The organism is Pseudomonas japonica, from assembly GCF_013522925.1.
Lineage (GTDB): Bacteria > Pseudomonadota > Gammaproteobacteria > Pseudomonadales > Pseudomonadaceae > Aquipseudomonas > Aquipseudomonas japonica_A.
Genome location: NZ_JAAMQU010000009.1, coordinates 161,257 through 184,590, shown reverse-complemented (window position 1 = coordinate 184,590; position 23,334 = coordinate 161,257). Strand labels below are relative to the sequence as shown.

24 protein-coding genes are annotated in these 23,334 nt (G+C 59.8%); 11 read left to right on the top strand and 13 right to left on the bottom strand.

Translation table 11 applies throughout. The features are described from left to right. Positions 1-16: 16 nt before the first annotated feature. Positions 17-1,330 carry a c-type cytochrome gene (locus G7016_RS15990; RefSeq protein WP_181116141.1) on the top strand — a complete coding sequence of 438 codons (1,314 nt, stop codon included), beginning with the start codon at positions 17-19 and terminating at the stop codon, positions 1,328-1,330. A gap of 37 nt (positions 1,331-1,367) precedes the next feature. Here G7016_RS15990 and G7016_RS15985 read toward each other — a convergent pair whose 3' ends face one another. Continuing rightward, the gene (locus tag G7016_RS15985; protein ID WP_181116138.1) at positions 1,368-2,264 is read right to left on the bottom strand and encodes a LysR family transcriptional regulator; all 897 of its coding nucleotides are present in this window, start codon (positions 2,262-2,264) and stop codon (positions 1,368-1,370) included. 141 nt (positions 2,265-2,405) lie between these two features. Between G7016_RS15985 and G7016_RS15980 the strand changes: the two genes are divergently transcribed. Further along, on the top strand, positions 2,406-2,801 hold the full coding sequence (locus G7016_RS15980; protein ID WP_181116135.1) for a RidA family protein: 396 nt from the start codon (positions 2,406-2,408) through the stop codon (positions 2,799-2,801). Between the two features lie 80 nt (positions 2,802-2,881). Here G7016_RS15980 and G7016_RS15975 read toward each other — a convergent pair whose 3' ends face one another. Both G7016_RS15975 and G7016_RS15970 read right to left on the bottom strand, forming a co-directional pair. Further along, complete coding sequence (locus tag G7016_RS15975) at positions 2,882-3,391, bottom strand: nucleoside deaminase (protein ID WP_181116132.1); 510 nt, start codon at positions 3,389-3,391, stop codon at positions 2,882-2,884. A 31-nt stretch (positions 3,392-3,422) separates the two neighbouring features. Continuing rightward, positions 3,423-4,763 (bottom strand): nucleobase:cation symporter-2 family protein, encoded by a 1,341-nt coding sequence (locus G7016_RS15970; protein ID WP_181116127.1) that lies wholly within the window; start codon positions 4,761-4,763, stop codon positions 3,423-3,425. A 209-nt stretch (positions 4,764-4,972) separates the two neighbouring features. Here G7016_RS15970 and G7016_RS15965 point away from each other — a divergent pair, with 209 nt between their 5' ends. After that, complete coding sequence (locus G7016_RS15965; protein WP_181116124.1) at positions 4,973-5,887, top strand: LysR family transcriptional regulator; 915 nt, start codon at positions 4,973-4,975, stop codon at positions 5,885-5,887. 103 nt (positions 5,888-5,990) lie between these two features. On the opposite strand, the gene G7016_RS15960 is transcribed toward G7016_RS15965, so the two are convergent. From G7016_RS15960 to G7016_RS15945, 4 genes are all read right to left on the bottom strand, one after another. Further along, complete coding sequence (locus G7016_RS15960) at positions 5,991-6,716, bottom strand: phosphodiesterase (protein WP_258195211.1); 726 nt, start codon at positions 6,714-6,716, stop codon at positions 5,991-5,993. Between the two features lie 222 nt (positions 6,717-6,938). After that, on the bottom strand, positions 6,939-7,964 hold the full coding sequence (locus G7016_RS15955; RefSeq protein ID WP_181116120.1) for a hypothetical protein: 1,026 nt from the start codon (positions 7,962-7,964) through the stop codon (positions 6,939-6,941). Next, entirely contained in the window at positions 7,961-10,159 is a 2,199-nt protein-coding gene (locus G7016_RS15950) for an FAD-binding protein (protein ID WP_181116115.1), read from the bottom strand. The genes G7016_RS15955 and G7016_RS15950 overlap by 4 nt, the downstream gene beginning before the upstream one ends. Positions 10,160-10,163: 4 nt before the next feature. After that, positions 10,164-10,526 (bottom strand): DUF805 domain-containing protein, encoded by a 363-nt coding sequence (locus G7016_RS15945; protein WP_181116110.1) that lies wholly within the window; start codon positions 10,524-10,526, stop codon positions 10,164-10,166. A 351-nt stretch (positions 10,527-10,877) separates the two neighbouring features. On the opposite strand from G7016_RS15945, the gene G7016_RS15940 reads away from it, so the two are divergent. The 4 genes from G7016_RS15940 (at position 10,878) to G7016_RS25145 (ending at position 12,796) form a co-directional block, all read left to right on the top strand. Continuing rightward, positions 10,878-11,489 carry a LysE family translocator gene (locus G7016_RS15940; protein WP_181116106.1) on the top strand — a complete coding sequence of 204 codons (612 nt, stop codon included), beginning with the start codon at positions 10,878-10,880 and terminating at the stop codon, positions 11,487-11,489. 21 nt (positions 11,490-11,510) lie between these two features. Beyond that, a complete protein-coding gene (locus G7016_RS15935) occupies positions 11,511-12,137 on the top strand; it encodes a VOC family protein (protein ID WP_181116103.1) in 627 nt (208 codons plus the stop codon). 195 nt (positions 12,138-12,332) lie between these two features. Next, positions 12,333-12,635 (top strand): hypothetical protein, encoded by a 303-nt coding sequence (locus G7016_RS15930; protein WP_181116098.1) that lies wholly within the window; start codon positions 12,333-12,335, stop codon positions 12,633-12,635. Positions 12,636-12,664: 29 nt separating this feature from the next. Beyond that, the gene (locus tag G7016_RS25145; protein WP_258195210.1) at positions 12,665-12,796 is read left to right on the top strand and encodes a hypothetical protein; all 132 of its coding nucleotides are present in this window, start codon (positions 12,665-12,667) and stop codon (positions 12,794-12,796) included. Between the two features lie 12 nt (positions 12,797-12,808). On the opposite strand, the gene G7016_RS15925 is transcribed toward G7016_RS25145, so the two are convergent. Then, positions 12,809-15,508 carry a M10 family metallopeptidase C-terminal domain-containing protein gene (locus G7016_RS15925; RefSeq protein WP_181116092.1) on the bottom strand — a complete coding sequence of 900 codons (2,700 nt, stop codon included), beginning with the start codon at positions 15,506-15,508 and terminating at the stop codon, positions 12,809-12,811. Between the two features lie 248 nt (positions 15,509-15,756). Beyond that, positions 15,757-16,767, bottom strand: coding sequence for an AraC family transcriptional regulator (locus tag G7016_RS15920; RefSeq protein ID WP_181116089.1), 1,011 nt, complete (start codon positions 16,765-16,767; stop codon positions 15,757-15,759). Positions 16,768-16,920: 153 nt separating this feature from the next. Between G7016_RS15920 and G7016_RS15915 the strand changes: the two genes are divergently transcribed. Together G7016_RS15915 and G7016_RS15910 are read left to right on the top strand one after the other, a co-directional pair. Continuing rightward, a complete protein-coding gene (locus tag G7016_RS15915; RefSeq protein WP_219856300.1) occupies positions 16,921-17,634 on the top strand; it encodes a glutathione S-transferase family protein in 714 nt (237 codons plus the stop codon). Continuing rightward, a complete protein-coding gene (locus G7016_RS15910; protein ID WP_258195209.1) occupies positions 17,621-17,920 on the top strand; it encodes a hypothetical protein in 300 nt (99 codons plus the stop codon). The genes G7016_RS15915 and G7016_RS15910 overlap by 14 nt, the downstream gene beginning before the upstream one ends. Before the next feature lie 39 nt (positions 17,921-17,959). On the opposite strand, the gene G7016_RS15905 is transcribed toward G7016_RS15910, so the two are convergent. Next, positions 17,960-18,184 (bottom strand): hypothetical protein, encoded by a 225-nt coding sequence (locus G7016_RS15905; RefSeq protein WP_181116086.1) that lies wholly within the window; start codon positions 18,182-18,184, stop codon positions 17,960-17,962. A 171-nt stretch (positions 18,185-18,355) separates the two neighbouring features. Here G7016_RS15905 and G7016_RS15900 point away from each other — a divergent pair, with 171 nt between their 5' ends. Further along, complete coding sequence (locus G7016_RS15900) at positions 18,356-20,437, top strand: calcium-binding protein (RefSeq protein WP_181116083.1); 2,082 nt, start codon at positions 18,356-18,358, stop codon at positions 20,435-20,437. Between the two features lie 310 nt (positions 20,438-20,747). Here the strand turns inward: G7016_RS15900 and G7016_RS15895 are convergent, their stop codons facing one another. Together G7016_RS15895 and ycaC are read right to left on the bottom strand one after the other, a co-directional pair. Further along, positions 20,748-21,314: an antibiotic biosynthesis monooxygenase gene (locus G7016_RS15895; protein WP_181116080.1), complete on the bottom strand. Its 567-nt coding sequence runs from the start codon at positions 21,312-21,314 to the stop codon at positions 20,748-20,750. A 132-nt stretch (positions 21,315-21,446) separates the two neighbouring features. Then, on the bottom strand, positions 21,447-22,067 hold the full coding sequence (ycaC, locus tag G7016_RS15890; RefSeq protein WP_375139252.1) for an isochorismate family cysteine hydrolase YcaC: 621 nt from the start codon (positions 22,065-22,067) through the stop codon (positions 21,447-21,449). A 591-nt stretch (positions 22,068-22,658) separates the two neighbouring features. On the opposite strand from ycaC, the gene G7016_RS15885 reads away from it, so the two are divergent. Continuing rightward, positions 22,659-23,030, top strand: coding sequence for a hypothetical protein (locus G7016_RS15885; RefSeq protein WP_258195208.1), 372 nt, complete (start codon positions 22,659-22,661; stop codon positions 23,028-23,030). A 90-nt stretch (positions 23,031-23,120) separates the two neighbouring features. Here G7016_RS15885 and G7016_RS15880 read toward each other — a convergent pair whose 3' ends face one another. Beyond that, the gene (locus tag G7016_RS15880; RefSeq protein ID WP_181116077.1) at positions 23,121-23,306 is read right to left on the bottom strand and encodes a hypothetical protein; all 186 of its coding nucleotides are present in this window, start codon (positions 23,304-23,306) and stop codon (positions 23,121-23,123) included. Positions 23,307-23,334: the final 28 nt, after the last annotated feature.

Genomic DNA, 23,334 nt, shown 5'->3' with positions numbered 1-23,334 from the left:
TCTCAAGGGCGTGTACATGAAAACGACCTTCAAATGGCTGGCGGTAGGCGGCGTTCTAGTGCTGGCGATTGCGGCCGCGCTGATGCTGGCTGGATCGCCGCAGTCACAGGCCAGCTCGGCCATGGCGGCGGTGGACGGCGCGCCGCCGCAGCTGCGCACGGACGTTGAGCGCGGTGAGTACCTGACACGGGCGGCCGACTGCGTGGCGTGCCACACAGCCGAAGGCGGGCGGCCGTTCGCTGGTGGCCGCGCGTTCGCATTACCCTTCGGCACGCTCTATTCGACAAACATTACCCCAGACCCTGTAACCGGGATCGGCGCCTGGTCAGATGGGGCCTTCATTCGTGCCGTGCGGCAGGGGGTAGGGCCGGAAGGCCACCTCTACCCGGCAATGCCGTATACCTCCTACTCCGCCATGAGCGACCGCGACCTGCTGGCGATCAAGGCTTACCTCTTCAGCCTGCCGCCGGTTGACCAACCACGACGCGCCAACGCCATCGGCTTCCCGTTCAATCAGCGCTGGGGCCTGCATCTCTGGGACATGGTATTTTTCCGCGACCAGCGTTATCAGTCGGTCGACAGCCAGGGCGCCCAGTGGAACCGGGGTGCCTACCTGACCGACGCGCTCGGCCACTGCGGTGAATGCCACACGCCGCGTAACCTGGGGTTCGCGATGAGCCGCGGGCGATACCTGGCGGGTGCCGAAATCGAGGGCTGGGTCGCGCCCAACCTCAGCGCCGATCGTGAGGCCGGGCTGGGCAGTTGGTCCTTGGCACAACTTGAGCAATACCTGAGCAGTGGCCATGCGCCGGGCCGGAGCACCGCCTCCGGGCCTATGGCGGCCGTCATCGAAAACAGCCTGCAGTACCTGAGCGCCGAGGATATTTCGGCAATGGCGCATTACCTGGCCTCGGTGCCGGCTCATGCCTCGGGGGAGGGCAATGCGGTCAACCTGCAGCCCTCTCGCCAGCTCATTCCGGGCAGTGGGCTACCGATGGCTGTTGAAGGCAACGCAGATCCCGCCGAGCGGTTGTTCGCTGGCGACTGCGCTGGCTGCCATTTGTGGGATGGCCAGGGGCGGCAATCGAACTATGCCGACCTGCTAGGCACGCGCTCAGTGAATGACCCCTCGGCGCGCAGCGTGGTTCAGGCGATCCTCGACGGCAGCAGGCTCCGGGTAGGCGACCGCCAGGAGGCGATGCCGGCCTTCGCTGACCGATACTCCGACGCCGAAATCGCTCAACTGGCCAATCATGTCATCGCACTGTTCGGCGCGCAGCAAGGCCAGGCCACTGCCGAGCAGGTCGCCAAGCAGCGGGCCGAGCGATAGCGCCCCGGTGGCTACCTCATTGGAAGGTCCGGTCAGATCACGCAGGCAGCAGTTCAGCGACCCAGTCTATGAAAACCCGTAACTTGAGGCTGATGTGCCGGTTGGGCGGGTAGGCGATATACATCGGCATGGCATCCAGGCGCCAGTCCTGGAACAGCGGCACCAAATCGCCCCGAGCCAAAGGCGCCTTGGCCATGTAGTCCGGCAGCCACAGCACTCCCAGCCCAGCTAACCCTGCGGCGAGATAGGCATTGCCGTCATCCACCGACAGTACTGGCTGGCCCTGCACGTTCACGCTTTCCGCACCGCGGTGCAGGGTATAGGTCAGGGCCTTGCCGGTGCGCGCCCATAGAAAACCGATCACTCGATGGTCCGAGCCGTCCAGGTCGCTCGGGTGGTTGGGCGTGCCGAGCCGCTGCAGATAACTCGGCGCTGCGTATACCCCAAGCTGTAGGTCACCCAAGCGGCGCGCCATCAAGGATTGGTCGGTCAGCTCGCCGCCGCGTACAACGCAATCGACGTTTTCGCCAATGATATCGACCATGCGATCACTCACGCCCATATCGATCTGGATATCCGGATAGCGCCGGTGAAATTCCGGCATCGCCGGCACCAGCACATGGCTGGCAAACGGGCTGGGCACGTCCACGCGTAGGCGCCCGCGCGGCGCGGTAGCGGCACTGGATAGCCCGGTTTCGGCGTCGTCCAGATCGGCCAGCAGGCGCACCACGCGCTCGTAGTAGGCCGCGCCGTCGGCGGTGATATTCACTTTGCGCGTGGTGCGGTTCAGCAGTTTTACCCGCAGGCGCGCTTCAAGTTGCTGCACCAATTGCGTCACCGTGGTCTTGCTCATGTGCAAGGTAGTGGCCGCCTTGGTAAAACTGCCCGTCTCTACCACTCGAGCGAAGGCCTGCATTGCATCGAAACGGTCCATCGACACCTCGCTTGAACGGGGATTGTTTGGCATATGCAAATAGTGCTGGTGAGGGTTGCGCGTTTATCCCGGGGTAGCAAGCTTCTACCGTATCTCCATTGTCGATAACGGGTCAGCCGACCCCCTGATGGAGCTAACGCCATGACCCAGCGCGATGTTGTTTTCCCAGCCGGCCGCCAAGCGCTTTACGAGCGCAATCGTTACTCGCCGGCCGTGCGCAGCAATGGTTTGCTGTTTGTTTCTGGCCAGGTTGGCAGCCGCGAAGATGGCTCACCCGAACCGGACCTGCGCGACCAGGTGCGGCTGGCTTTCACCAACCTGAACGCGGTACTGGCCGCCGCCGACTGCACGTTCGACGACGTGGTCGACGTGACGGTATTTATCGTTAACCCCGAGTCGAGGTTCGAAACCATATGGGAAGTTGTACCCGAATACTGGGGGCAGGCGCCGTTCCCGAATATCACCTGCGTAGGGGTGACTTGGTTGTACGGCTTCGACTTCGAGATCAAGGTGGTGGCCAAACTGCCCGCGTTTTGAAGCCTGAGGTAACACGGCGTGGCTTTCGTGTCGTAATTGGCAGCGTTGACCCGCTCAAGGCCCCGCCGTTCAAGACCCCTTCACGACCAGAATCCCTTGTGGGGTTCACTGGCCTCGGCCTCGAGCATCGGCCCCAATACACTCACCTTGCGCTGGCCCCTGGCAAATACTTCGCGACAGGGCAGGGCGAAGGTCGGGTTCTCGGGATGATCACCCGTCAGCTCCAATAGCGCGTGCTCTGACAAGGCATAAACCACTCGCCCAATCCCGGTCCAATACACCGCGCCGGCGCACATACAGCAGGGCTCAGCGCTGGTGTACAGCGTGCACAGCTCAAGCTCCTGCGGAGATAAAAGCCTGGCGGCGGCGGCTGCCGCGACCAATTCGGCGTGCTGGGTAGGATCGCCCTCCGGGGGCATCGAATTGTTGCCCGCTTCGACAATTACCTTGCCGTTGCGGTCAGCGACCAACGCTGCGAACGGATGACGACCGCGCTGTTTCGATGCCTGCGACAAGGTGATGGTCTGGCGCAGCAATGCCAGGTCCAGCTCGCTGACCCCAGCGGGAATGAGCTGAGTGAATTGATTCATGGGTAACTCCGGGCAGTGGGAAAACAATCATTCAATCGGCCAGTTCAGCCGTTGAGACGCCGACGTTGTCGGTCAATTTTTTTTCAGTGTTAAGCAGTACGTTGAGCACGATCGCAGTGAGCGCGCCAAGAAATATCCCGCTGTCGAGAACCAGTTTCAGTGTGGAGCCGGCGTGTTCGAACAACGCCGGAAAGGACATCGGCAGCACACCCACACTGACCGAGACCGCGACGATGATGCCGTTGCGAGTACCCTCGAACTGCACGCGCGACAACTCCTGAATCCCCGCCACTGTGGTCATGCCAAACATGACGATTGCGCAGCCACCCAGCACCGGGGTGGGCACCGCCGCGATCAACGCGCCAAGCTTGGGGAACAGTCCCATCAGCACCAGGATCGCGCCGGCCGCGGCCACGACGAAGCGGCTCTTGATATTGGATAGCGCAATCAGGCCGGTATTCTGGGTGAAGGCGTTGTAGGGGAAACTGTTGAACAGGCCACCGACCATGGTCGACAGGCCGTCGGCGCGGAACGCATTGCCCAGCGTTTGCTGGGTGGTCGGTTTGCCAGTCAGTTTGCCGATGGCCAGGCAGTTGCCGGTGGTCTCGGCCATGATCACCAACATGGCCAGGGTCATGATCAAGATGGGCGCCAGCGAAAACTCTGGCGCCCCGAATGCCATCGGTGCACTGAGTTCAAACCAGGCTGCTTCGCTCACCCGGCTGAATTGAGTCATGCCACAGGCTGCGGCGATCAGGCTGCCGACCAACAAACCGATCAGCACACAAAGGTTACCGATGAAGCTTTTGAACCGGGCGTAAACCACCAGCGTGACACTGACCGTGGCCAGGCCCAGCAGCAGGTTGGCCGGGCTGCCGAAATCCGCTGCGTCCGGGTTGCCACCCCCCAGCCAGATCGCCGCAGCCGGCATCAGCGAGATACCGATGATTGTGATCAGGCTGCCAATGACCACCGGCGGAAAGAAGCGAAGCAGGCGGCTGAATACGGGTGCCAACGCAATGGTAATGAAGCCTGCGACAATCACCGCGCCGAAGATCTGACTGAGCCCGAACTCTTTGCCGATCATGATCATGGGTGCAAGCGCAATGAACGAGCAGCCTTGGATCAAGGGCAGGCGCGCACCGAACTTCCAGAAGCCGAGCGTCTGAACCAGCGTGGCTAAACCGGAAGTCAGCAGGTTGGCATTGATCAGCAAAATGATCTGCGCCGAGCTCAGCCCCATCGCGCTTCCCAGAATCAACGGCACCGCAACTGCCCCGGCGTACATCACCAGCACATGCTGCAAGCCGAACGTGAACAACTGCCGCAGGGGCAGAACCTCGTCCACCGGATGAATGCGTTGTGTATTCATGTCACAAGCTCCTGAAGTGCAGCGTATGGAGTGATTGGGCACAGTCTCGGGGTGCACGTTGGCCCCGGGAGCTCAATGGATGCGGGGCCATGGTTGAGCGTTTCCAGCGATGAAACAAATTGGCAACTATCGCTTTTTTCGATGGCGCGCACGCGGCACAATCAAGCGGCCCATACAGGAATCGCCCTTTGCGAACAGGAGTCATTGCGTTGCGCTTCTCAGTCGACCAACTGCAGATGTTTATACAAGTGGTTAAAAGCGGATCGTTCTCCGCGGCGGGTCGTGCATTGGGCAAGACTCAATCGACCATCAGCGCCGCGATTGCCAACCTGGAAACCGACCTTGGCGTCGACCTGTTCGACCGCACCAACCGCAGCCCGCAACTCACCGCCAGCGGCCATAAACTGCTGATCCAGGCCGAAGCCGTGCTCGAGCGGTGCATGACCTTCGAGGCACATGCCCAATGCCTTTCGGAAAACGTGGAGCCCAGCCTTACGCTTGCCATTGAAACGCCGTACGGGCCGGTCATGCCGGCCCTCAAGGCGTTCGAGCAGGCGTTTCCCTTCGTCGACCTGATCATCCGCCATCCGGTCCATGGCGACGTCAGTGAGTTGGTAAGCAGTGGCGAGGCGGTGCTCGGCGTGGCGTTTTCACAACCGGGCTATTCCAAGGAGCTGGAGTTCCAGCAATTGGGCAAATTGATCATGCTGCACGTGTGCCATCCCAGCCATCCGCTGGCGCAGCTCGATACCGTGACGTTCGACGACCTTCACGTCCATCGGCGTCTGGCCTTCAGTGCCCACGCAAGCAAACTGCCCAGCAGCGAATACCTGCGCTCAACCCAATTGTGGCAAGCGGAAAGCTACCCGGTGCTGCTGGAAATGGTTCGGGCGGGGCTCGGCTGGGCAACGTTGCCCCGTCAACTCATACAGCGCGAGTTGGCCGACGGCGAATTGGTAGAACTGCAACTCTCGGCCTACCCGCATACCGACTGGCAAATTGGGGTCGACCTTTTATGGGCCCGCCAAAGGCCCTTGGGCAAGGCTGAACGCTGGTTGAAGGAGACATTGCAAGGCAACAAGGTGTTTGAACTGGATCGCAACGGAAAGACCACCACGCTGTGATTGCGGGGCTTCGAGCGATCCGGCTGGCCGCTCAGGCAAATGGCAGTGGCCCGGGAAACGTGCCGATGGGAACCCAGTGGGTAATCAGCCCCGTGTCCGGTTTCTAATGATGGAGCAGCAGCGCAGGCGGTTCGATATAGGAAGCCTCTTCCGCTTCAGCATCCAGCGCCAGCCCGATTGCAGTGGTGGTACTGGGGGCGGTGCACAGGACTGTTCCGCCAAAACGTAATTGCATCGAGCGGTGAATGTGCCCGCACACCACACGCTCTATCGCGGGATAGCCCTGCACGACCTCGCGAAGCCTGTCTGCGTTTCGGCAGGCATAGGTGTCGATATAGGGAATGCCGCTCAGGAACGGCGGTTGGTGAAGCATGAGGAGGGTAGGGCGCGCGAGCTCCCGGGCGAGTGCTGTATCGAGCCAGAGCCGAGCCGCTTCGGTCATGTCGCCGTAATGTTCCCCTGGCACGGTCACGTCTACTCCAATGATCCGCACCGGCCCAAGGTCGTCGGCATTGAAGTGCATAGGCCCTCCGGTTGAAGAGAGGTACGGTTGCGAAAAGCTAGAACGCAGCAACGCCCGATCATCATGGTTACCGGGAATCATCAACAACGGCTGCTCGATACCCGCCAGCAACGCCCGCGCCATTTCGTATTCTTCCGGTAGGCCCTCATCTACCAGGTCGCCGGTAATTATCACAACGTCCGGTCGGGGCCTGAGCAGATTCAGGTGTGCAATCGCCTGCTCACCCATCCTGTTCGAATCGACCAAGCCCTGATAGAGCAAACCCTTGGGCCTGATGTGCAGATCTGAGAGGTGGGCAATCAGCATTGTGCAGTGTCCTTGTCAGCGGTTCAAAAAGAGCCATAGGTTGCTGGCGTCAACCACCCCTGGGCGGAATCAGGGGCTCATTGGTTGAAATCGAGCGACTCGTGCTTGCCTGAACTAGAGTGCCATTTTGTTATGGCACAGCCTCCAAGAGGTCTCCTTGGAGGTCTGACATTTCCCGGATAGGGGGCAAAAGCGGGCGTCGAAAGCTCCGCTTATTTCTCTTTAATAGTCGTGCACATGCTCAACCTGATAACGGCCAGGGCCAGCATTAACCAGGAACGCCGATAGTTCGGTCACCTGCATCAGCATCCCGACCCGTTTGGTATGGTCAGGGGTCTGAATGTCTTGGGTGAACAGCACTCGGCCTTGGGGCAAGGGTTGAGAACTGTCCACCCAGATGGTTACCAAGATGTCGCCCTGGTTTCCCGCTATGTCAGTTATATGCGCGCCTTGTTGCGCCAGAGCCGCGGCAGCCAGCCGAAAGTCGTAATAACGCGGCAGGCTCAGCAATTGGCTTCCGTCCGCGTAGGTTTGCAACAAATCGACCTTTGGCGGTAGATGTAAAGGCTGAGAAGGTGCATCAATGACAACATCGGTGTTCATCAATGCCACGTCATAGGTAGCACGCGTTGCCGCTTCGATCGCTTTGGCGTAAAGCGCCTTGATCACATACTCCGATGTCAGCGCGTAACGGCGCTCCCACTTGCGCATCAGGCCGGGGCCCCACAGCGGTACTTCAGTCCAAAGCGCCTTGAGCCGGGCGCTGAAGTCGAACAGGTACCAAGGTTCTTGACGGATGAAGTCGACGTATTCCTGAGCTGCGGTGGCGGCGAAGCGATCTTCAGCCGTTAGAGCGTTGCCTGCCAGCGCCCAGCTGGTTCGGCCCAAGGTGTTTTCGTAGGCCGAACGCAGGCTGTACTCGACCGTGGTGCTGGTCGCGAGAACCAGAATCATGGTGTGGTAACCCAGGTTGGCGGGGTAATCGCCGCGAATTTGTTCGTGGGTAACGGTCCCATAGGCAGACCAGAGCTGGCCTGTATGGGCGAGGAACGGAAATGCGTGGGGCGGGCTAGCGCGCAGCGTCCGGGCATATTCTGCAGGGCTATGAACCAGAAACCATTCTGGATAGGTAAGCAAGGTTTGCTCAGCGCTGCGCCTTGCCTCGGATGGCACCAGACTATCAGCCGCGTTGGCCTGCTGGAATGTAAGAGCATGCAGCCAAGCGACAAGGAGGACGCGGCCAATCATGCTGAGGCCTCTTTGACGAACGCCATCAATGTGTTGAGCGAGGGATCGCCCTCTTGCAACAAGCGCTCACCGGTATGCCGTAGGCCGCACGCTTCGATGTTCTCGATCCAGTAGGCGACGCTGTTGAAAAAGCGTGGTTCAGCCTGGTTGGTCTCCCAGCGCTCACCCAGCCCGGCGTTGAACACGGTATGCGCCAATGCAACGAAGCGGTCAAGCTCAGGGGTGGTCACGTCATGATCGCGAACGACGAAGTAGCCGCCAGGGCGCAGGACGCGGGCAACGGACTCCAGGAACGGTCGAAGGCTTTCCTCTGGCATGTGGTGCAGGCCGATATAGCAGCTGATCAAGTCCGCACTGGCGTCGGGTAACGTCAGAGGAGCGAAGGCAATCAACTGCACATGCTCGCCAAGCCGGCCCAGTTGCCCGCGTTCGACGATATCTACCGGTGACATGCCTGGCGCTTGTTCATGTGCCAAGGTGACGCTCCCCCGAATGCCGAGGTGCTTCTTCAGTGCTTTGACGTAGCGGCCAGTCGTGCCGATCTCGACATAATCGGTTAGCTGGCGGTTGCTGATCAATCGCGCGGTCTGGCGGCCCATCTCTTCTTTTTGCGTGGCCAACGACGGCAAGGCGTGGGTCAGCATGGCAAGGGGCGGTGTAATCGTCGGCAGGGCCGCCTGGATGGCGCGGTATACCGATTCATCGTCACGGTGCACCCTTAGTGTTGCTTTGATAAGGCTGTGCAAGCGGTCTTCGGGTATTACGTTAAAGATGTTCTGCAGGAACCTGTAAAAGCGGTCGGCTTGCTCGGTATCGTCGTACACCGCAGCGAACAAACCTGCTTGTGGCGTTTCTGCTGCGCTTTTCTGTCGATTGTAGTAACGGTCCCAGAGGCTCCCGCGCAGGCGATAGCGTGGGTCCAGACGTGCTTTGAGTGCAAACAGCTCGACTGCTCGCGGATAAGCCCGATGGAATTGCTGGTCGGTAGCGTGTAGTTGGTACGGCAGGTAGTAAGTGCCGCCTACGGCCAATGCGTGGTCGATCAGCTCACGCGTCCATACTGCAACCCGGTCTCGAGCGCTTTGACGGGTACGCTGTTTGTAATACAGCACGAAGGCAAAGGTTTCGCCGCGGGCCCACGCCATCAGGCTTTCGTCATCGCTATAAGCGTGACGTACCGAGACGTTTACGGTGTTCACACGATATTTGCTCAACGTTCTGCTCAAAGCATCGGCGAACCGCTCGAACTGAGCAACGGGGACGAAATATTCCTGCAGTACATAGGTACGCCGGTCACGGTCCACCGGCTCGAGTTCGGCTACGTCATAGCCCGCTTCGTAGTTGCGCCAGTGCACCGGTGCCTTGAGGTACAGCAAGGGATCGTACAGGTACTGACGGCGTAGCTTGCCTAACGGGGTTTCGGTTATCGCCCATAGCAGGTAACGCGCTAACCAGAAGCGCCGTTGGAGCGGTTGTAAACGTGGGGCAGTCGCAGGCTTGTCGGTTATCGACCAACTGACGGCACGGCCTTTCCGGTAATGCGGCGGGTACAGGTCGAAGTTATGAAACACAACGTCAGCCACGCCTTTTGTCTTTGCATCGAACCAGCTGCCATATTGGCCAATACTGAGGCGTTGATGTTGTCGCTGAACCCTGTTGTTTTCCGCAAGGTCCAGCTCGACTTCGGTAATGATTCCAATGGCCCCGTAGCCCCCGATGGCTGCGCTGAAGAGTTCCCTGTTCACGCTGCGGGAGGCCTCAATGACGGTGCCGTCTGCCAATACCAGTGTGATCGCCCTTACACACGAAATTACCGGGCCAAGCCCCATATATCGGCCGTGTGCGTTAACCGAGAGCGCGCCTCCGACGGTCAAGTTGGCGTAGGTCTGCATCACCTTGACTGCGAGCCCGTGGGGGTCGATGAATCGTTGAATGTCGCACCAACGAATGCCGGCCTGTACACGAAGCCGCCGTTCCTGCGGGTCGAAGCGGAGCACGGTGTTGAGCTTGCGCAAGTCTAGATGCAGGGTGCCGGCGCTTGCGGTTTGGCCCCCCATGCTGAAATGCCCGCCGCCTACCGATATCGGTAAGCTGGTGCTTTGCAGGGCATCGACAACAGCTTGGGTAGAGGTCGGGCATGCGATGGCGAATACAGGGATAGGGTTCAGGCGCGTGACGTCGTTTACGGTGGTCATGTACTTAGCGCTCGATATCGACAGTCAGGTAACCGGTACGCACGGACGGATCGGCGCCATAGCGGTTGCTGCCAACTGCTCCACGTTTGAGTAGTTGTACACCAACCCAGAGTGGCCCGAGCACCGGAAGCAACAACCACAGCAGCGCCCAGCCACTACGGCTGGTGTCGTGAAGCCGCTGGCAGCTAAGTGCGGACGCGCTATAGACGAAGAAACCGGAGAATAAGGCGCTGGCGTTATTGCCTAACCAGCTGGCGGCTACCGTACCGAGTGCCGCGCAGGCGACCCCCAACAGCACTAGCCTTGAACAATAAGTGGAGCGGCTAATACGCCCCCGGGCGATAACAAACGGCGTTATCAGTGGCATGCTAACTTCCTTGCGTTTAACAAAAGGCTTCCTGTGCTCGCCAGTGTACCGCTATCGGGCGGCCTGGGCGTAGCCCGTCACGTAGGCCTGATCGGCACAATGCCCCATAGGAACAGCCTCGCTGCGGCTGATCTAGTGATTTCCGAGGCTACCCCTACCTTCGGTCGATCCCGGCATTGCCTTCCCAATGCTTTTTCCGATGCCAAGCTGAGCCCCACACACCATGCTCAAGGGCCAACCCCAACCTCTGAATACAACAGGTGTAGCGGTGAATCCACGCGCCGCTGTACGGTCCCGCCGCGCACGTTGTGAGGTACTGTCAACGCTACAACGCCTAGAGAACATACGGATATGCTCCTCGATCTATTGCCTGCCTTCGCGCTCTTCGCCCTTGTGTCATCGATCACACCAGGCCCCAACAACACCATGTTGCTGGCCTCGGGGGTGAACTTCGGTTTCCTGCGCACCATTCCCCACGCCCTGGGCATCAGCCTGGGGTTCATGCTGCTGGTGGTGGCGGTGGGGCTGGGCCTGGGGGAAATCTTCAACGCCGTGCCCTGGACCTACACCGCCCTGCGCTGGGCAGGCGCGGCCTACTTGCTGTACCTGGCCTGGCGCATCGCCACCTCGGGCGGCATGAGCGAGGCGGGCGGGCAGGGCAGCAAGCCGGTGACCTTCCTGGGCGCTGCCGCCTTTCAGTGGGTGAACCCCAAGGCCTGGGTGATGGCCGTGGGGGCCATCACCACCTATGTTCCGGCTCAGGGCTACGTTTATAACGTGTTGGTGATTGCCGCGGTGTTTGCGCTGGTCAACCTTCCCAGCGTGTGCGTATGGGCAGGTTTCGGCAGCGCCTTGCGTAACGTACTGCGGGTGCCGCGCTGGTTGCGCCTGTTCAATTGGGGCATGGCAGCGTTGTTGGTGCTATCGCTGTATCCGCTGCTGCAAAGCCAACCCACGGCCTGAGCCCTGTCTGGAGCTGTGCATATGAGGCGTTCCACCCTGGATCATCTGGTCGTCGTGTCGCCTACGCTTGCAGCAGGCGCGGAACTCGTGGAGCAGGCGCTGGGTGTTCAGTTGCAGCCCGGTGGTAAGCACGCGCGTATGAGTACGCATAATCTGCTGCTGCGGCTGGGGGAGCATTTCTATCTCGAAGTCATTGCCGCTGACTACGCTGCTCCCGTACCTGCCAGACCTCGGTGGTTCGCCCTGGATGAGCTGGATGCACATGCCGCTCCTTCTTTAGCCCACTGGGTAGCGCGAACAGAACATCTGGCTGGCATAGGCGAAAGTCTTCGCAAGGTTTTTGGAGAGGTCGAGCCGATGAGCAGGGGAGCGTTGTCCTGGACTATTTCGATTCAACCTGACGGGCATTTACCTCAGGGAGGGGTTATCCCCAGCCTGATCGACTGGGGGGCATCGACGCATCCAGTGCAGGGGATGGTTGATAAAGGCTGTGCATTGCGACGCTTGGAAATCACTCATCCTGACCCAGAGTTAGTGGAACACCGTTTGGAGGCTATCGGCTTTTCCGGGCCGGTCACTGTACTGCGGGGGGAGCGACATGGGTTGCAGGCATACATCGAGACACCGAACGGCCTGAGAAGCCTTTAGTGAAGGTTTAGGTGGTCAGGCTGCATTCAGCTGTACCTTGCCTCGATATCCCAGGTTTGATTGGCGCGCCACGGCTAATAAGGATATCGACCCTTAGCGAGCTCTTCAGCAAGTCGCAGCAGTCGTCTGATTGCCGTTCACCCCCAGGCAGGCTCATCTCCTCGCCTGGACTACAGCTTCAGCACCAAGCAATACGTGCTCAATGGCCGGGACGGCGACGATACGCTGTATGCCGGGAAATGGTTCAGCGTACTGGATGGCGGCGCGGGTGCGGAACACATGATCGGCAGCTGGAACGAGGAAAATTACCTTTATCATGAGCTCAGCGACAGTTTCGTCAACGACGCCTCGGGTGTATCCAGCATTGACTTTATCAGCGATTTCGACCTGTTCCGCGGGGACGTATTGGACGTTGCCGCTCTCGGCTATACCGGCCTGGGCGACGGCCACGATGGCACCTTGAAGCTGATCGCACCTACCTCAAGGACTACGATCTGAATGTCGAGGGGCAGCGGTTCGAAATCGGCATGGAAGGCGGTTACACCAGAACATTTTCTGCTGACAACCTGATCGTCGCGAGCAATGTTCCAACCGCCGAGCACGCCGTGGACGCCGCCATTCAACTGGTCGGTGTTGCGCCAGTTGATGCCCATGGGTAACTCACAAATGCCCTACACCCCCAGCAACGTCAGCTCAGGACCGGCATCGGCGAACACGAACTGGTCCGCGCCCAGGTCGTGGCTGTGGTCCCCGCTCAAGACAATCTCGAAGCGTTGGCCGTTGTCGCCGGTGGTGGTGAAGTCCTTGATATACGTGCGGTCTCCCGCAGCGCTGTAGCTGACTTTGAGCGTGCCATCGTGGCCACTTCCCAGGCCGGTATACCCCAGTGCCGACACGTCTATCAGGTCTCGCTGGCCTGCGAAGTCCTCGATGATGTCGCTGGCGCCGCGCAGGCTGTCAGCGCTGCTGATATAGCGGAACGTATCAGCGCCCGAACCCCCAAACAGCTGGTCTACGCCAGTATTTCCCGTAAGCAGGTCGTCCCCGGCACCGCCGCTGAGCGTGTCATTACCGCTGCCGCCGGCCAAGGTGTCATTGCCACTGCCGCCGTCCAGGAAATCGGCTCCGGCATTGCCGGCGAGCGTATCGTTACCGGCCATACCGCGCAGGGTGTCGTTGCCTGCCAGGCCACTGATACGGTCGTCGCTGAAATAGCCGACGATGGTGTCGTCCCCGGTGGTTGGCGAGTCGATGGAGTAATCGTCGTAGCTGGCGGGTTGCTGATTGAAATGGGTGGCAACCGGATCGCCAAACCGGATGGCCGCGTTATTGATGTAGGTCTCGTTTTCGAGCACCAGCTTAAAGAAGTTGCCGTTCGCATCGGCATCCAGCGATTGCAGGGTAATGGACTGTGACGAGCCGTTCCGGGAATAGGTGAGCGTGCCGTCATGGCCGTCGCCCAGGGATGTGAACCCCAGGGCCGAGAGGTCGAGCACGTCGGTGTCATAGTCAAAGTCGGTGATGACGTCGCTGGCCTGCACACCCAGCGTGGGGTTGGTGTAACTGTCGGTCACCGCGCTGAAGACGAAGGTGTCCACGCCTGCCCCGCCCGTGAGCCGATCCGCGTCGGCGCCCCCGATGAGGTAATCGGCGCCCCCGCCGCCGCTGAGGGTGTCAGCCCCGGCAAGGCCGGCGAGGGTTTCATTGGCGGTGCTGCCAGTGGAGACATCCGCGCCGGAGGTGCCCTGGATCAGCGTTTCAAAGTCACCGGCATGCAGCCGCGTCTGGTAATCGCCCGCCAGCGCCAGTTGGAAGTAGTGGCCTTGGCTATCAGCGTCCAGGCTGCGCAGGTAAGTGCGGTCCAGGCTGGCGTTATAGGTCAAACGCAGGGTGCCATCGTGGCCATTGCCAAGGCCGCTGAAGCCCAGGCTGGCCACATCGAGCTGGTCCTCGCCGGGCTTGAAGTCAGTGATCACGTCGTTGGCACCGCGCACGCTGTCGCCGGCATTGGTGTAGCGGAAGGTATCCGCGCCCGCGCCGCCGGTCAGCCGGTCGATGCCGGCGCCGCCGTAAAGCAGATCGTCATAGGCAGCGCCAACCAGGCGGTCATCGCCCGCGCCGCCGTAGAGCAGGGTGTCGGCTATCGGGTTCGCGCGCAGCAGGTCGCTGCTGGCGGTGCCGGTTACCACCAGGCCAAGGTGGTTACCGAAGGCGTCGCTGTCGGTGCCATAAAACAGCGTGGCGGGGTCGCCCAGGCGGCTGAAGTAGTTATCAAACACCGTGTTGAAGCCAATAGGGTCTTCATTGCGTTCGGCCACCGCATAGCTGGCGCTGCCACTGCTGATGATGTTGTTGTACACCACGTTGCCCTGAGCCGCGCCCAGGGCGGTCACATCGGTGTCGTCCGAGGCCTGTATGAGCACCTCCGCGTTGCCATGGTCCAGCACGTTACTGTAGAGGGTATTGCCGGCGATGGTGTTTCCCGAGCTACCGACCACGCCCACGGCCGCGCCGCCATTGTCGTGCACGGTCACGCCGCTGACCCGGCTCTGGTCAGTGAGCTTGAGCAGCACCCCTTCGTCCCTGTTGCCATACACCTCGCCACCCGTGATCTGCACCCGGCCGTTGGGCTCTTCGCCCGGAGGGCCCTGGATGAGCAGGCCGCGGCCATTGTTGTTGGCAGAATCGTTGTCGGCCAGGGTGGTCTCGTAGTTGTCCAGCAGCAAGGTGAAGCCGTTGCGGCCGTTGTTTTCGCTGCGGTTGTCCTGGAAGCCGCCGGCGTCTACGTATTCGCTGAACTGGCCAACCAGGTGGGCAAAGAAACCATCCAGGCCATTGCCCCTGGCCACGCTGTCGGTAACGCTCAGGCCGTAGGTGTTCTCCTGGGCGTTGAGCCCGTTGCCGCTGCAATTGACCAGCGCCACGCCGCTGAGGCTGACGCCCGTGTCCGGGTTGTCACGCAGGTTCTCCCCGCCGGTGGTAAAGCCATCCACGCGCCCGCTGGTGCCCGCGCTGTTGCCATCGATGGTGAGGTCATGGGCGCCAACGTGCTGTGTTTCGCCGGCGGTTCGCACGATACCGGTAACGGGCTTGTCCCAGCCATCGGCAAGCTTGAGGCTGGTGGCGTCGGCCCCGTCACCGCCAAGCGTCACCCGGTTATACAGCTGCAGGCAGCTGCTGGCGCTCAGCTCGGGGTTGCCGCTGACGATGTAAGTGCCTTCAGGCAGGTACACCTCGGCATCGATTATCTCGTCGGCGGACTCGACGGCGGCCCTGGCGGCATCAATGGCTGCCTGAATAGCGTGGGTATCGTCGGTAACACCATCGCCAACCGCGCCGTAGTCGCGGACATCGAAATAGGTAGTGGCCATTGGAACTCCCGGGTTCGCCGGCTGCTGCCTGGGTACCTGTGCACCGGTGGCGTGGCCTGGCTTGTTGTATGAAGGTGGATACAAGGGTAGTTCAGGTTTACCCCGTGCTGCGGCCTTCTGATCCAATCCACGATTTTGTCGATGCCGGTGCTCTGCGAGAGGCGGCTATGGGGCGGTCGAGACCAACCGCTGGCGCGTAAATATGTGGCAATGCGGCCACAATGTCCGCATATGGCCAGCGTCATACTTCAAGTATTGAGCAGTCGCCACTGACCGGGTGACACCTTTTCCCACTGCCGAAACGCCCGATAGTAAGAGTTGACGTCCTCGTAACCGAGCAAATACGCCACTTCTTTGAGCTCGAGGGCCGTGTTCGCCAGCAGATGAAAGCCCACTTGGCGCCGGGCCTCGTTGAGCATCGCACTGAACGATGTGCCCTCCGACGCCAAGCGTCGTTGCAACGTACGCTCGCTCTGCAACAGTTCTCGGGCGAGGTACTGCAAACTTGGCCGTCCGTCCCCTAACGCTTTTTTCAGCGCTTCGATTACCTGCTCGCCGAATCCAACGGGGCTTTCTATCTCCCTCAGTGCGGCAGTCAGGCCGGGCGCCATCATGTCCATCACTTCCGGATTGTGCTCCAGAAACGGTAGATCGAGGTCGGCGGCGCTCACCGTCAATTCATCATGAGCCGCGCCGTAGTGAATGGGGCAAGCGAAATAGCTCGAGTGAGTTTCCAGGGTTTGCGCCGGTCGTCTCAAGCTCAACGCCAGAGGTTTGATGTGTTTACCAGTGCCTCGTCGACCGAGCTCCAGTACCAACGCGAAAGAGGCCTCGACCGAGAGATAGGGCGCCGGCCCTGTGCCAGAAGGCCACTCAATGGTGAATGACACCTTGCCCTGACGCTCTTCGATGCGAATCTGGTCGGGGCTGCATAGGCGCTTGAAGCGTGAAAGCCTTGCAAGCCCATCGCGAAAGCTGGCCGCATATAACGCCGCCAGAAATGCCAGTTTATGTTTCGAACTGGGCGTATCGCGGACCATCCTGATCGCGAACGCAGGGTCTGCAGAAAGCGCCTCAATGGCGTTCCAGATGGCAAAGAGCTGATGCGTGCTGACAGCAGCGGCTTCGTTCAGGTGAAGGTCGTGGGGCAGTTGGGCGTGCCGCTGAATCAATGAGGGGGCCAACCCCAGTTGCTCTATCGATTGCCAGAAAACCCGGGGCAATTTACACCGCTCGGCGCTGGTGTGAAGGTGCGACATTTCTATGCTCCGAACCGCAGGTGAGCGGCAATGCGTAATGCGACGCCCCACAGATGGCGCGTTTGGCGAGTATTCTGGCGTACACCGCCGAAGGGGTGGTGCAGCTTCGCCCTTACCATTGTTATCGACCAACCGAGCCAGGAGGGGCTCTCGATGACAATGACGTTTTATACCAACCCCAATTCTCGCGGCCGCATGGTGCGCTGGATGCTCGAAGAAATCGGCTGCGCGTATGAGTCGGTCGTTCTGGATTACCAGCCGACCAGCCAGGCTGATCAGTGGGGCGGTGCTTCGCTGGCAGTGCCAACGGTGGATAACGCAGATGATCCACGAGTCGTTTTTTTTCGCGACGTGAACCCGGTGGGGAAGGTTCCTGCCCTCGTGCATAACGGGCAAACCATAACAGAAACTGCCGCCATCTGTGCGTACCTGGCGGACGCCTTCCCCGCGGCCGAGTTGGCGCCTGCAGCGGCGAAGCGAGCGACCTACTACCGCTGGTTGTTTTTTGCCGCGGGGCCTCTGGAGCAGGCTGTGACCAATCACCGCGCCGGCTTCAACCCGAAGCCGGATCAGGAGTTTTTCTTCGGTTACGGAAGCTACGAGCGTACCGTTGACCAACTTGAGCGCGCGGTGTTGGCGCATCCGTTTATTGCCGGAGAGCGCTTCACTGCTGCCGACGTCTATGTTGGCTCCCACATCGGGTGGGGTTTGGGGCTGCAAACATTGCCGCACAGGCCTGCGTTTCTCGCTTACGCCGAGAAGTTGATGAGCCGTGATGCCTATAAGCGTGCAGTGGCGAAGGATGAAGCGCTATTGGGTGCAAGGGGAGAAAGCGCAAACCTGGCTACAGGAAATGATCGCTCGTGAAGGGGCAGACCTGCACATCGGTTTCAACCTGCATGGCATTTTTACGCAGGCAGGCTTGACCGTGGAAAGCGTGCGGGCCGAGTGCGTGGTCCAAACGCCCGACACGCCTTACGGCCTAGGCAACATTGTGCGTGCCTGCCTGCCGCGAATCGTTGCACTGGGAGTAGCCAGTGCAAGCGAAGTCGACATTGAAACGCTGCAAGAGCGGCTGGATCAGGAGCGTTCAGCCTCTTCAGGTGTGTACATTGGCGATGTGATGTTCGGCAGCTGGGCACGAAAGGTTTGACGTTCAAATGCCAAGCGCGGCTTGGCTGCTTCGTCTTTGTCATAACCACCGGCAAAAAAAATCGAACCAGCGCTTGAAGCGTTCGGTGGCCTCTCTTCCGTAAAAGAAGTTTGGCCAAACCATGCTGATGCCCAGTGATAAAAACACCATCGCACCCACCCAAGCGTGAATACCCAGCATAATAATGGCTAATATCCACAACGCCGCCGCAATCAGAACGAAGGGCCAGCGTGCCTCGTTTTTTCCCGGGTAGCGGTCAGTCATCTGGCCTTCCTGAAAGCTTCCAAACATCATTATTCGGGGATAGTACAGCGTGACTGTGCGTGTCTGATCTCGAGAGTACTTCGACCTACCTGATAAAGAGATGAGCAAGTGAACATTCATATAGCTCTGCTAAGGTCATAAGCTCATCCATTCAAAGGCTCGGCCCTCGTGATGACTTCCAATAGCGCGTCTGCGAGCACTCATACCGTCAGAACTGGCCCGGGCACTGTCCAGGTCGACCTCACTGGCCAGTTTGACGACAACCAGAGCATCGTTATCCAGCCCGATGGCAAGATTTTGCTGGGAGGTTATACCGAGTACCTGGCATGGGGTTACCCCGGCGCGCCTGGCGAAGAAAGCTACGGCTATGAGCAGAACCATTCGGTTGTCCGCCTGAACGCAGACGGTAGCCTGGACACCCGCTTTCATGAGGGTGGCGTCGACATCGTTCCCGCTGCGATTGCCCCAGCGTCACGCTACGAGGTGACGGCGGTGCAACCCGATGGCAAGGTACTGATCGCCATAGATCAACCTGAAAGCGTGCGAATGGAGCGCTTCAACAGCGACGGGAGCCGCGACTTTACCTTTGGCCAGAACGGTGTTAGTACCATCGACACTGGCGCTTATTTCGTAGGGATGGAGCTGAAGGTCGGTACGGACGGCACCTCCCTGCTCAGCGTGCGTGGGTTTGACGAAGCGGCAGTGATCAAAGTCGCCAGTGACGGCACCTTGGTCAAGAGCTTTGGCGACAAGGGCATCCTGACCCTGCCTATTCCTATCGACGACTACTACTACACCGAAGAGATTTCCACTGCGGTGCAAGCCGATGGCAGTGTGGTGTACGGCGGTTCGTACAGCCCTCTGCTCCTTGCGGATCCTCTGTTTATCCTCAAGCGCTTCAATCCTGACGGTCAGGTGGATACCCGTTTCGGTGAGAATGGCCGGCTCTTTCTCACCCCAAGCATGGGGTTCGGCGACGACTCGGTGCTTGCCGTGCAGGAGGATGGCAAGATCATCCTGATGGGCCATGGTGACAGCGACACCAGGGCCACCGTGGCGCGGTTCAATACGGACGGTTCCTACGACAACAGTTTCGGCGACCACGGCAAAGTAACCTTCGAGACCGACGCGCCGATGGCGCTGACCGTACAAGCCGATGGCAAGATCCTCGCCACGGGCACTACCAACGGTGATTTCAGTATCGTGCGTTTCAATACCGACGGCAGCCTGGATACCAGCTTCGGCAGCCCGGACGGCAAGCTGCATATCGACGGCTACACGGGCGAAGAAATCCTCAAGGGCACCGATGCGGCCGAGGTGATTCATGGCCTGGCGGGCAACGACGTGCTCCAGGGCAACGACGTGCTCCAGGGCAATGGCGGCCGCGACCTGCTGCAAGGCGGCGCTGGCGCAGACATCTTCCGCTTCACCGCACTCAGCGACAGCTACCGCACCGCGTCCCAGAACGGCAGCGACCGCCTCCAGGACTTCGACGCTGCCCATGACCGTATCGACCTGATCGGCCTGGGCTTCACCGGCATCGGCGATGGCCATGACGGCACCCTCGCCGTGCAAGCCAGCGCCGACGGTAGCCGCACTTACCTGAAAAGCTACGACGCCGATGCCTCCGGCCAACGCTTCGAACTGGCCCTGGACGGCAACCTGGTAGGCCAATTGAAAAGCGACAACCTGGTGTTCACCCCAGCTACCCTTGACGGTACCTCGGGCAAAGACACGATTACGGGTTCTGCCCTGTCGGAAATCATCTACGGCTTGGGCGGCAATGACCGGATCAATGGTGGCGCTGGTGCGGATGTCATCATCGGCGGCGCTGGCGCCGACCGCCTCGACGGTGGAGACAGAGCCGACATCTCCTTGTGGACCGACAACCACCAGAACGACGACGTGTTCCGCTACACCTCCACCGACGACAGCTACCGCACGGGAAGCCAGAGCTTCGTCGACCTGATCGCCCACTTGACGGTGGACGACAAGATCGATGTGGCCCACCTGGGTTATACCGGCTTCGGCGACGGCACCGGCACCACGCTTAAAGTGGCCTACAACAGCAACCTGGACCGTACCTACTTGCAGGATGTTGAAGCAGACGCACAGGGCCACAAGTTTCAGATCGCGATCAGTGGTGACTGGAGAGAGAGCCTGGATGAGCGCAACGTGGTGTTTGCGGGTGGCGATCAGGTTGGGTTGATAGGGGTAGCGGAGGAGGTTGATCAGGGGCATGTGTTGGGCTGACAGGAACTAGCGGCCTGGAGGCGAATTCAGGCGCCCGACACCGCGCACGTGGCCGAGCCGGAGCGGCTTGGCCACCCACGCCGCGGAACTGGCCCGGCTGCAGGCGCAGGTGAGCCGCCAGGCTGTAGCAGCGAATGATATCCCTTGTGGAATAGTCCAGCCTGGCAAGCTCCTGTAGCCCGGGAGTTACCTTGCCTCGCCGAATCCGGGAGGGTCTGGAACTTAACGCACCCGACCCGGCCACTTTCTTCGGAGGTGACGGGCGAGGCTACATTGACTACCCAAGCATTCAAAAAACGCCTGAGAGAAGTCACTTGGCGGTAAGCCAACCCGCGAGCCAGCGAGTGACATAAGGCATGATTGCGAACGTCACTAGCCCGACGATGCAGAAGGTAATGATCAGGTTGCTCGCAACGACCCCGCCCAGCGCAGGGTGCTGCTGGAACAAGGGGCTCCAGAGCTGGGGGATAACCATGGACAATGGCGCGATCACCACATAGCTGAGTACCGCCTGTTTCCATTTGGGCGGCTGGCTTTTGTCAGCATGCGTAGGAGTGAACCAGAACTCCGGGTCGTTGCTCACCTCAGGTGCATCGATGTCTTGCAGCAAGGGCGTGACCTCGACGATGAGTGAACGCCTCACCGATGAGTTGACCCAAGCCTGCAGTTTCTCTGCCTTGGCAAAACGAACCACAGTGGTGAAGGTGTGATCCTCTTCGGTAGGGCGTATGACATTCACACCCAGGTGACCGTCTTGTGACATGGCGGTGCGAACGGATCGCTTTAGCCATTCTTCATAGGTGTGAAGGGCATCGGGACGTACCTTGTGGCGAACGACGAGGGTCACGATGTCCGTCAGGGGAGCGGGGCTGGCCATGTTTGTTTTCCTTGGAATATAGCTGTGCTCGAGGCAGCGATGCCCGGCGGTGAAATATTGGATGCCTGTGCTGGTAACCAGCACGATCGACGCGGTTGGGGCTACGAGTAACCCCATTGCGTGTTCAGCCTTTCATCTGGCCGTCAATGCCGCGTAGCTGTTCATGAGGTTGCGGTAGTTGGGGATGCGCTGCGACAACAGGTTGCCCAGGCCCTCGATGTCGTTGCGCCAGTCGCGGTGCAGTTCGCAGGCCACACTGAACCAGTTCATCAGCTGAGCGCCGGCGGCGGACATGCGGGCCCAGGATGCCTGCTGAACGGTTTCGTTGAAGGTGCCCGATGCATCGGTGACCACGAACACATCGAAGCCTTCAGCCAGTGCGGACAGGGTAGGGAAGGCGACGCACACGTCAGTCACCACGCCAGCAATGATCAGCTGCTTGCGGCCGGTGGCCTTGATCGCCTTGACGAAGTCCTCGTTGTCCCACGCATTGATCTGGCCAGGGCGCGGAATGTAGGGCGCGTCGGGAAACATTTCCTTCAGCTCCGGAACCAGCGGCCCGTTCGGGCCCTGCTCAAAGCTGGTGGTCAGGATGGTGGGCAGCCCGAAGAACTTGCCGCAATCGGCCAGGGCCAGCACGTTGTTCTTGAACTCGTTCGGCGAGAAATCCTGTACCAGCGAGATAAGGCCTGTTTGGTGGTCAACCAGCAGCAGTACGGCGTCGTCTTTGTTCAGGCGGTTGTAGGCAGGCATCAGGGCATTCCTTTGAGTAAAGAGTGTTCAAATTGGGGGATGGCAACTGAGTAGAAGTACGTCGCCGGTGCATGTGAGCCAATGTACTTAGCGACAGCTCTCGAAACAATTAGGCGCTGTAGAATATGTTTGTTTCTAAATAAGGGACAATGGTGCCGCTTAACGGCGGACGTCGGTTAACCGGAGCTGCCGGATGTTGTTGTGTATTGTTTAGGGAGTGAGGGGTCGTATAGGGATGACAGAACTTGAGTCCATTGAGGTCCGTTTGCAGCGCCGAGGGCGGGGGTGAGATTGCCAACGGGCCTGCCTCTGACGCTTCTGTATGAAAGTCTGGAGAAGGGGAGCTCCATCCTTCGCACCCTTCTAGCCGTCACCCGTTGCTTGGCCTTGATCTGACCATCCGTTCTCACCGGCTTCAAGAAGCTGGAAGCGCGTGACGCCAAATGCATGGCACGGGCATGCATTTGGGATCGGCGCTACCGACCCATAGCGGACGGTGGCGGCAGATAGAGGTCGGCCATGAGCGGACTGTAGACGGCTCGCTACTCAGCCCATACGCTGGCTAGCCTGAATTGAATCATTCAAGGGATCATGATGCTGGCCATTGCCATTGATCGAGACAGCGTCCATGCAGGAGACGATCTGAGCGGCCATGCCAGCTCAATCAAGCTCGATCCGACCGCAACTTTGCGCGCACTGTTCGAAGCCATACAAACCATGCACTACCTGCCCTGTATCAAAGGGGATGAAGCTACCTGGGTTATCTCCGCGTCGGGCAAACAAATTGGTGTTCTCGCACAGCAATGGACGGCCCCCAAACTGGTCGTATCCCTTGAGAGCTTGGTAAAGCAGGTTTTTGGAGAACACGAACCTCGCCTTTTATTTAAATACTGGTGCCAGACGAATCCTGACGTTGTTTTCTCACGCATTGAAGCAGGAGAACTGTTGCCTTCTCGATATTAGGGTAGATCTCTGGAGATCCAGCTGGATATCCGCTTTGGGTTGGATGTCGTCGGTCGAGAGCGACATCTGTCGACCCAATGTGCCATCACGTCAACCGCCATCGGTATACTCAAGCCAAACGAAGAAAGCTGCAAATGGGCTAAGCAGAACCAAGCCACCGACGACGACTGCCCAGCCCCAGGCATAGCCGCTTTTTCCTTTGAAGCGGCCACCACTCAGCAGTTTCAACACACAAACGCCAATGCTGTGTGCTATCCAATCAACTAAGAAGTCCATTCAATCTTCGAGTCTCTTAACTGGTTTC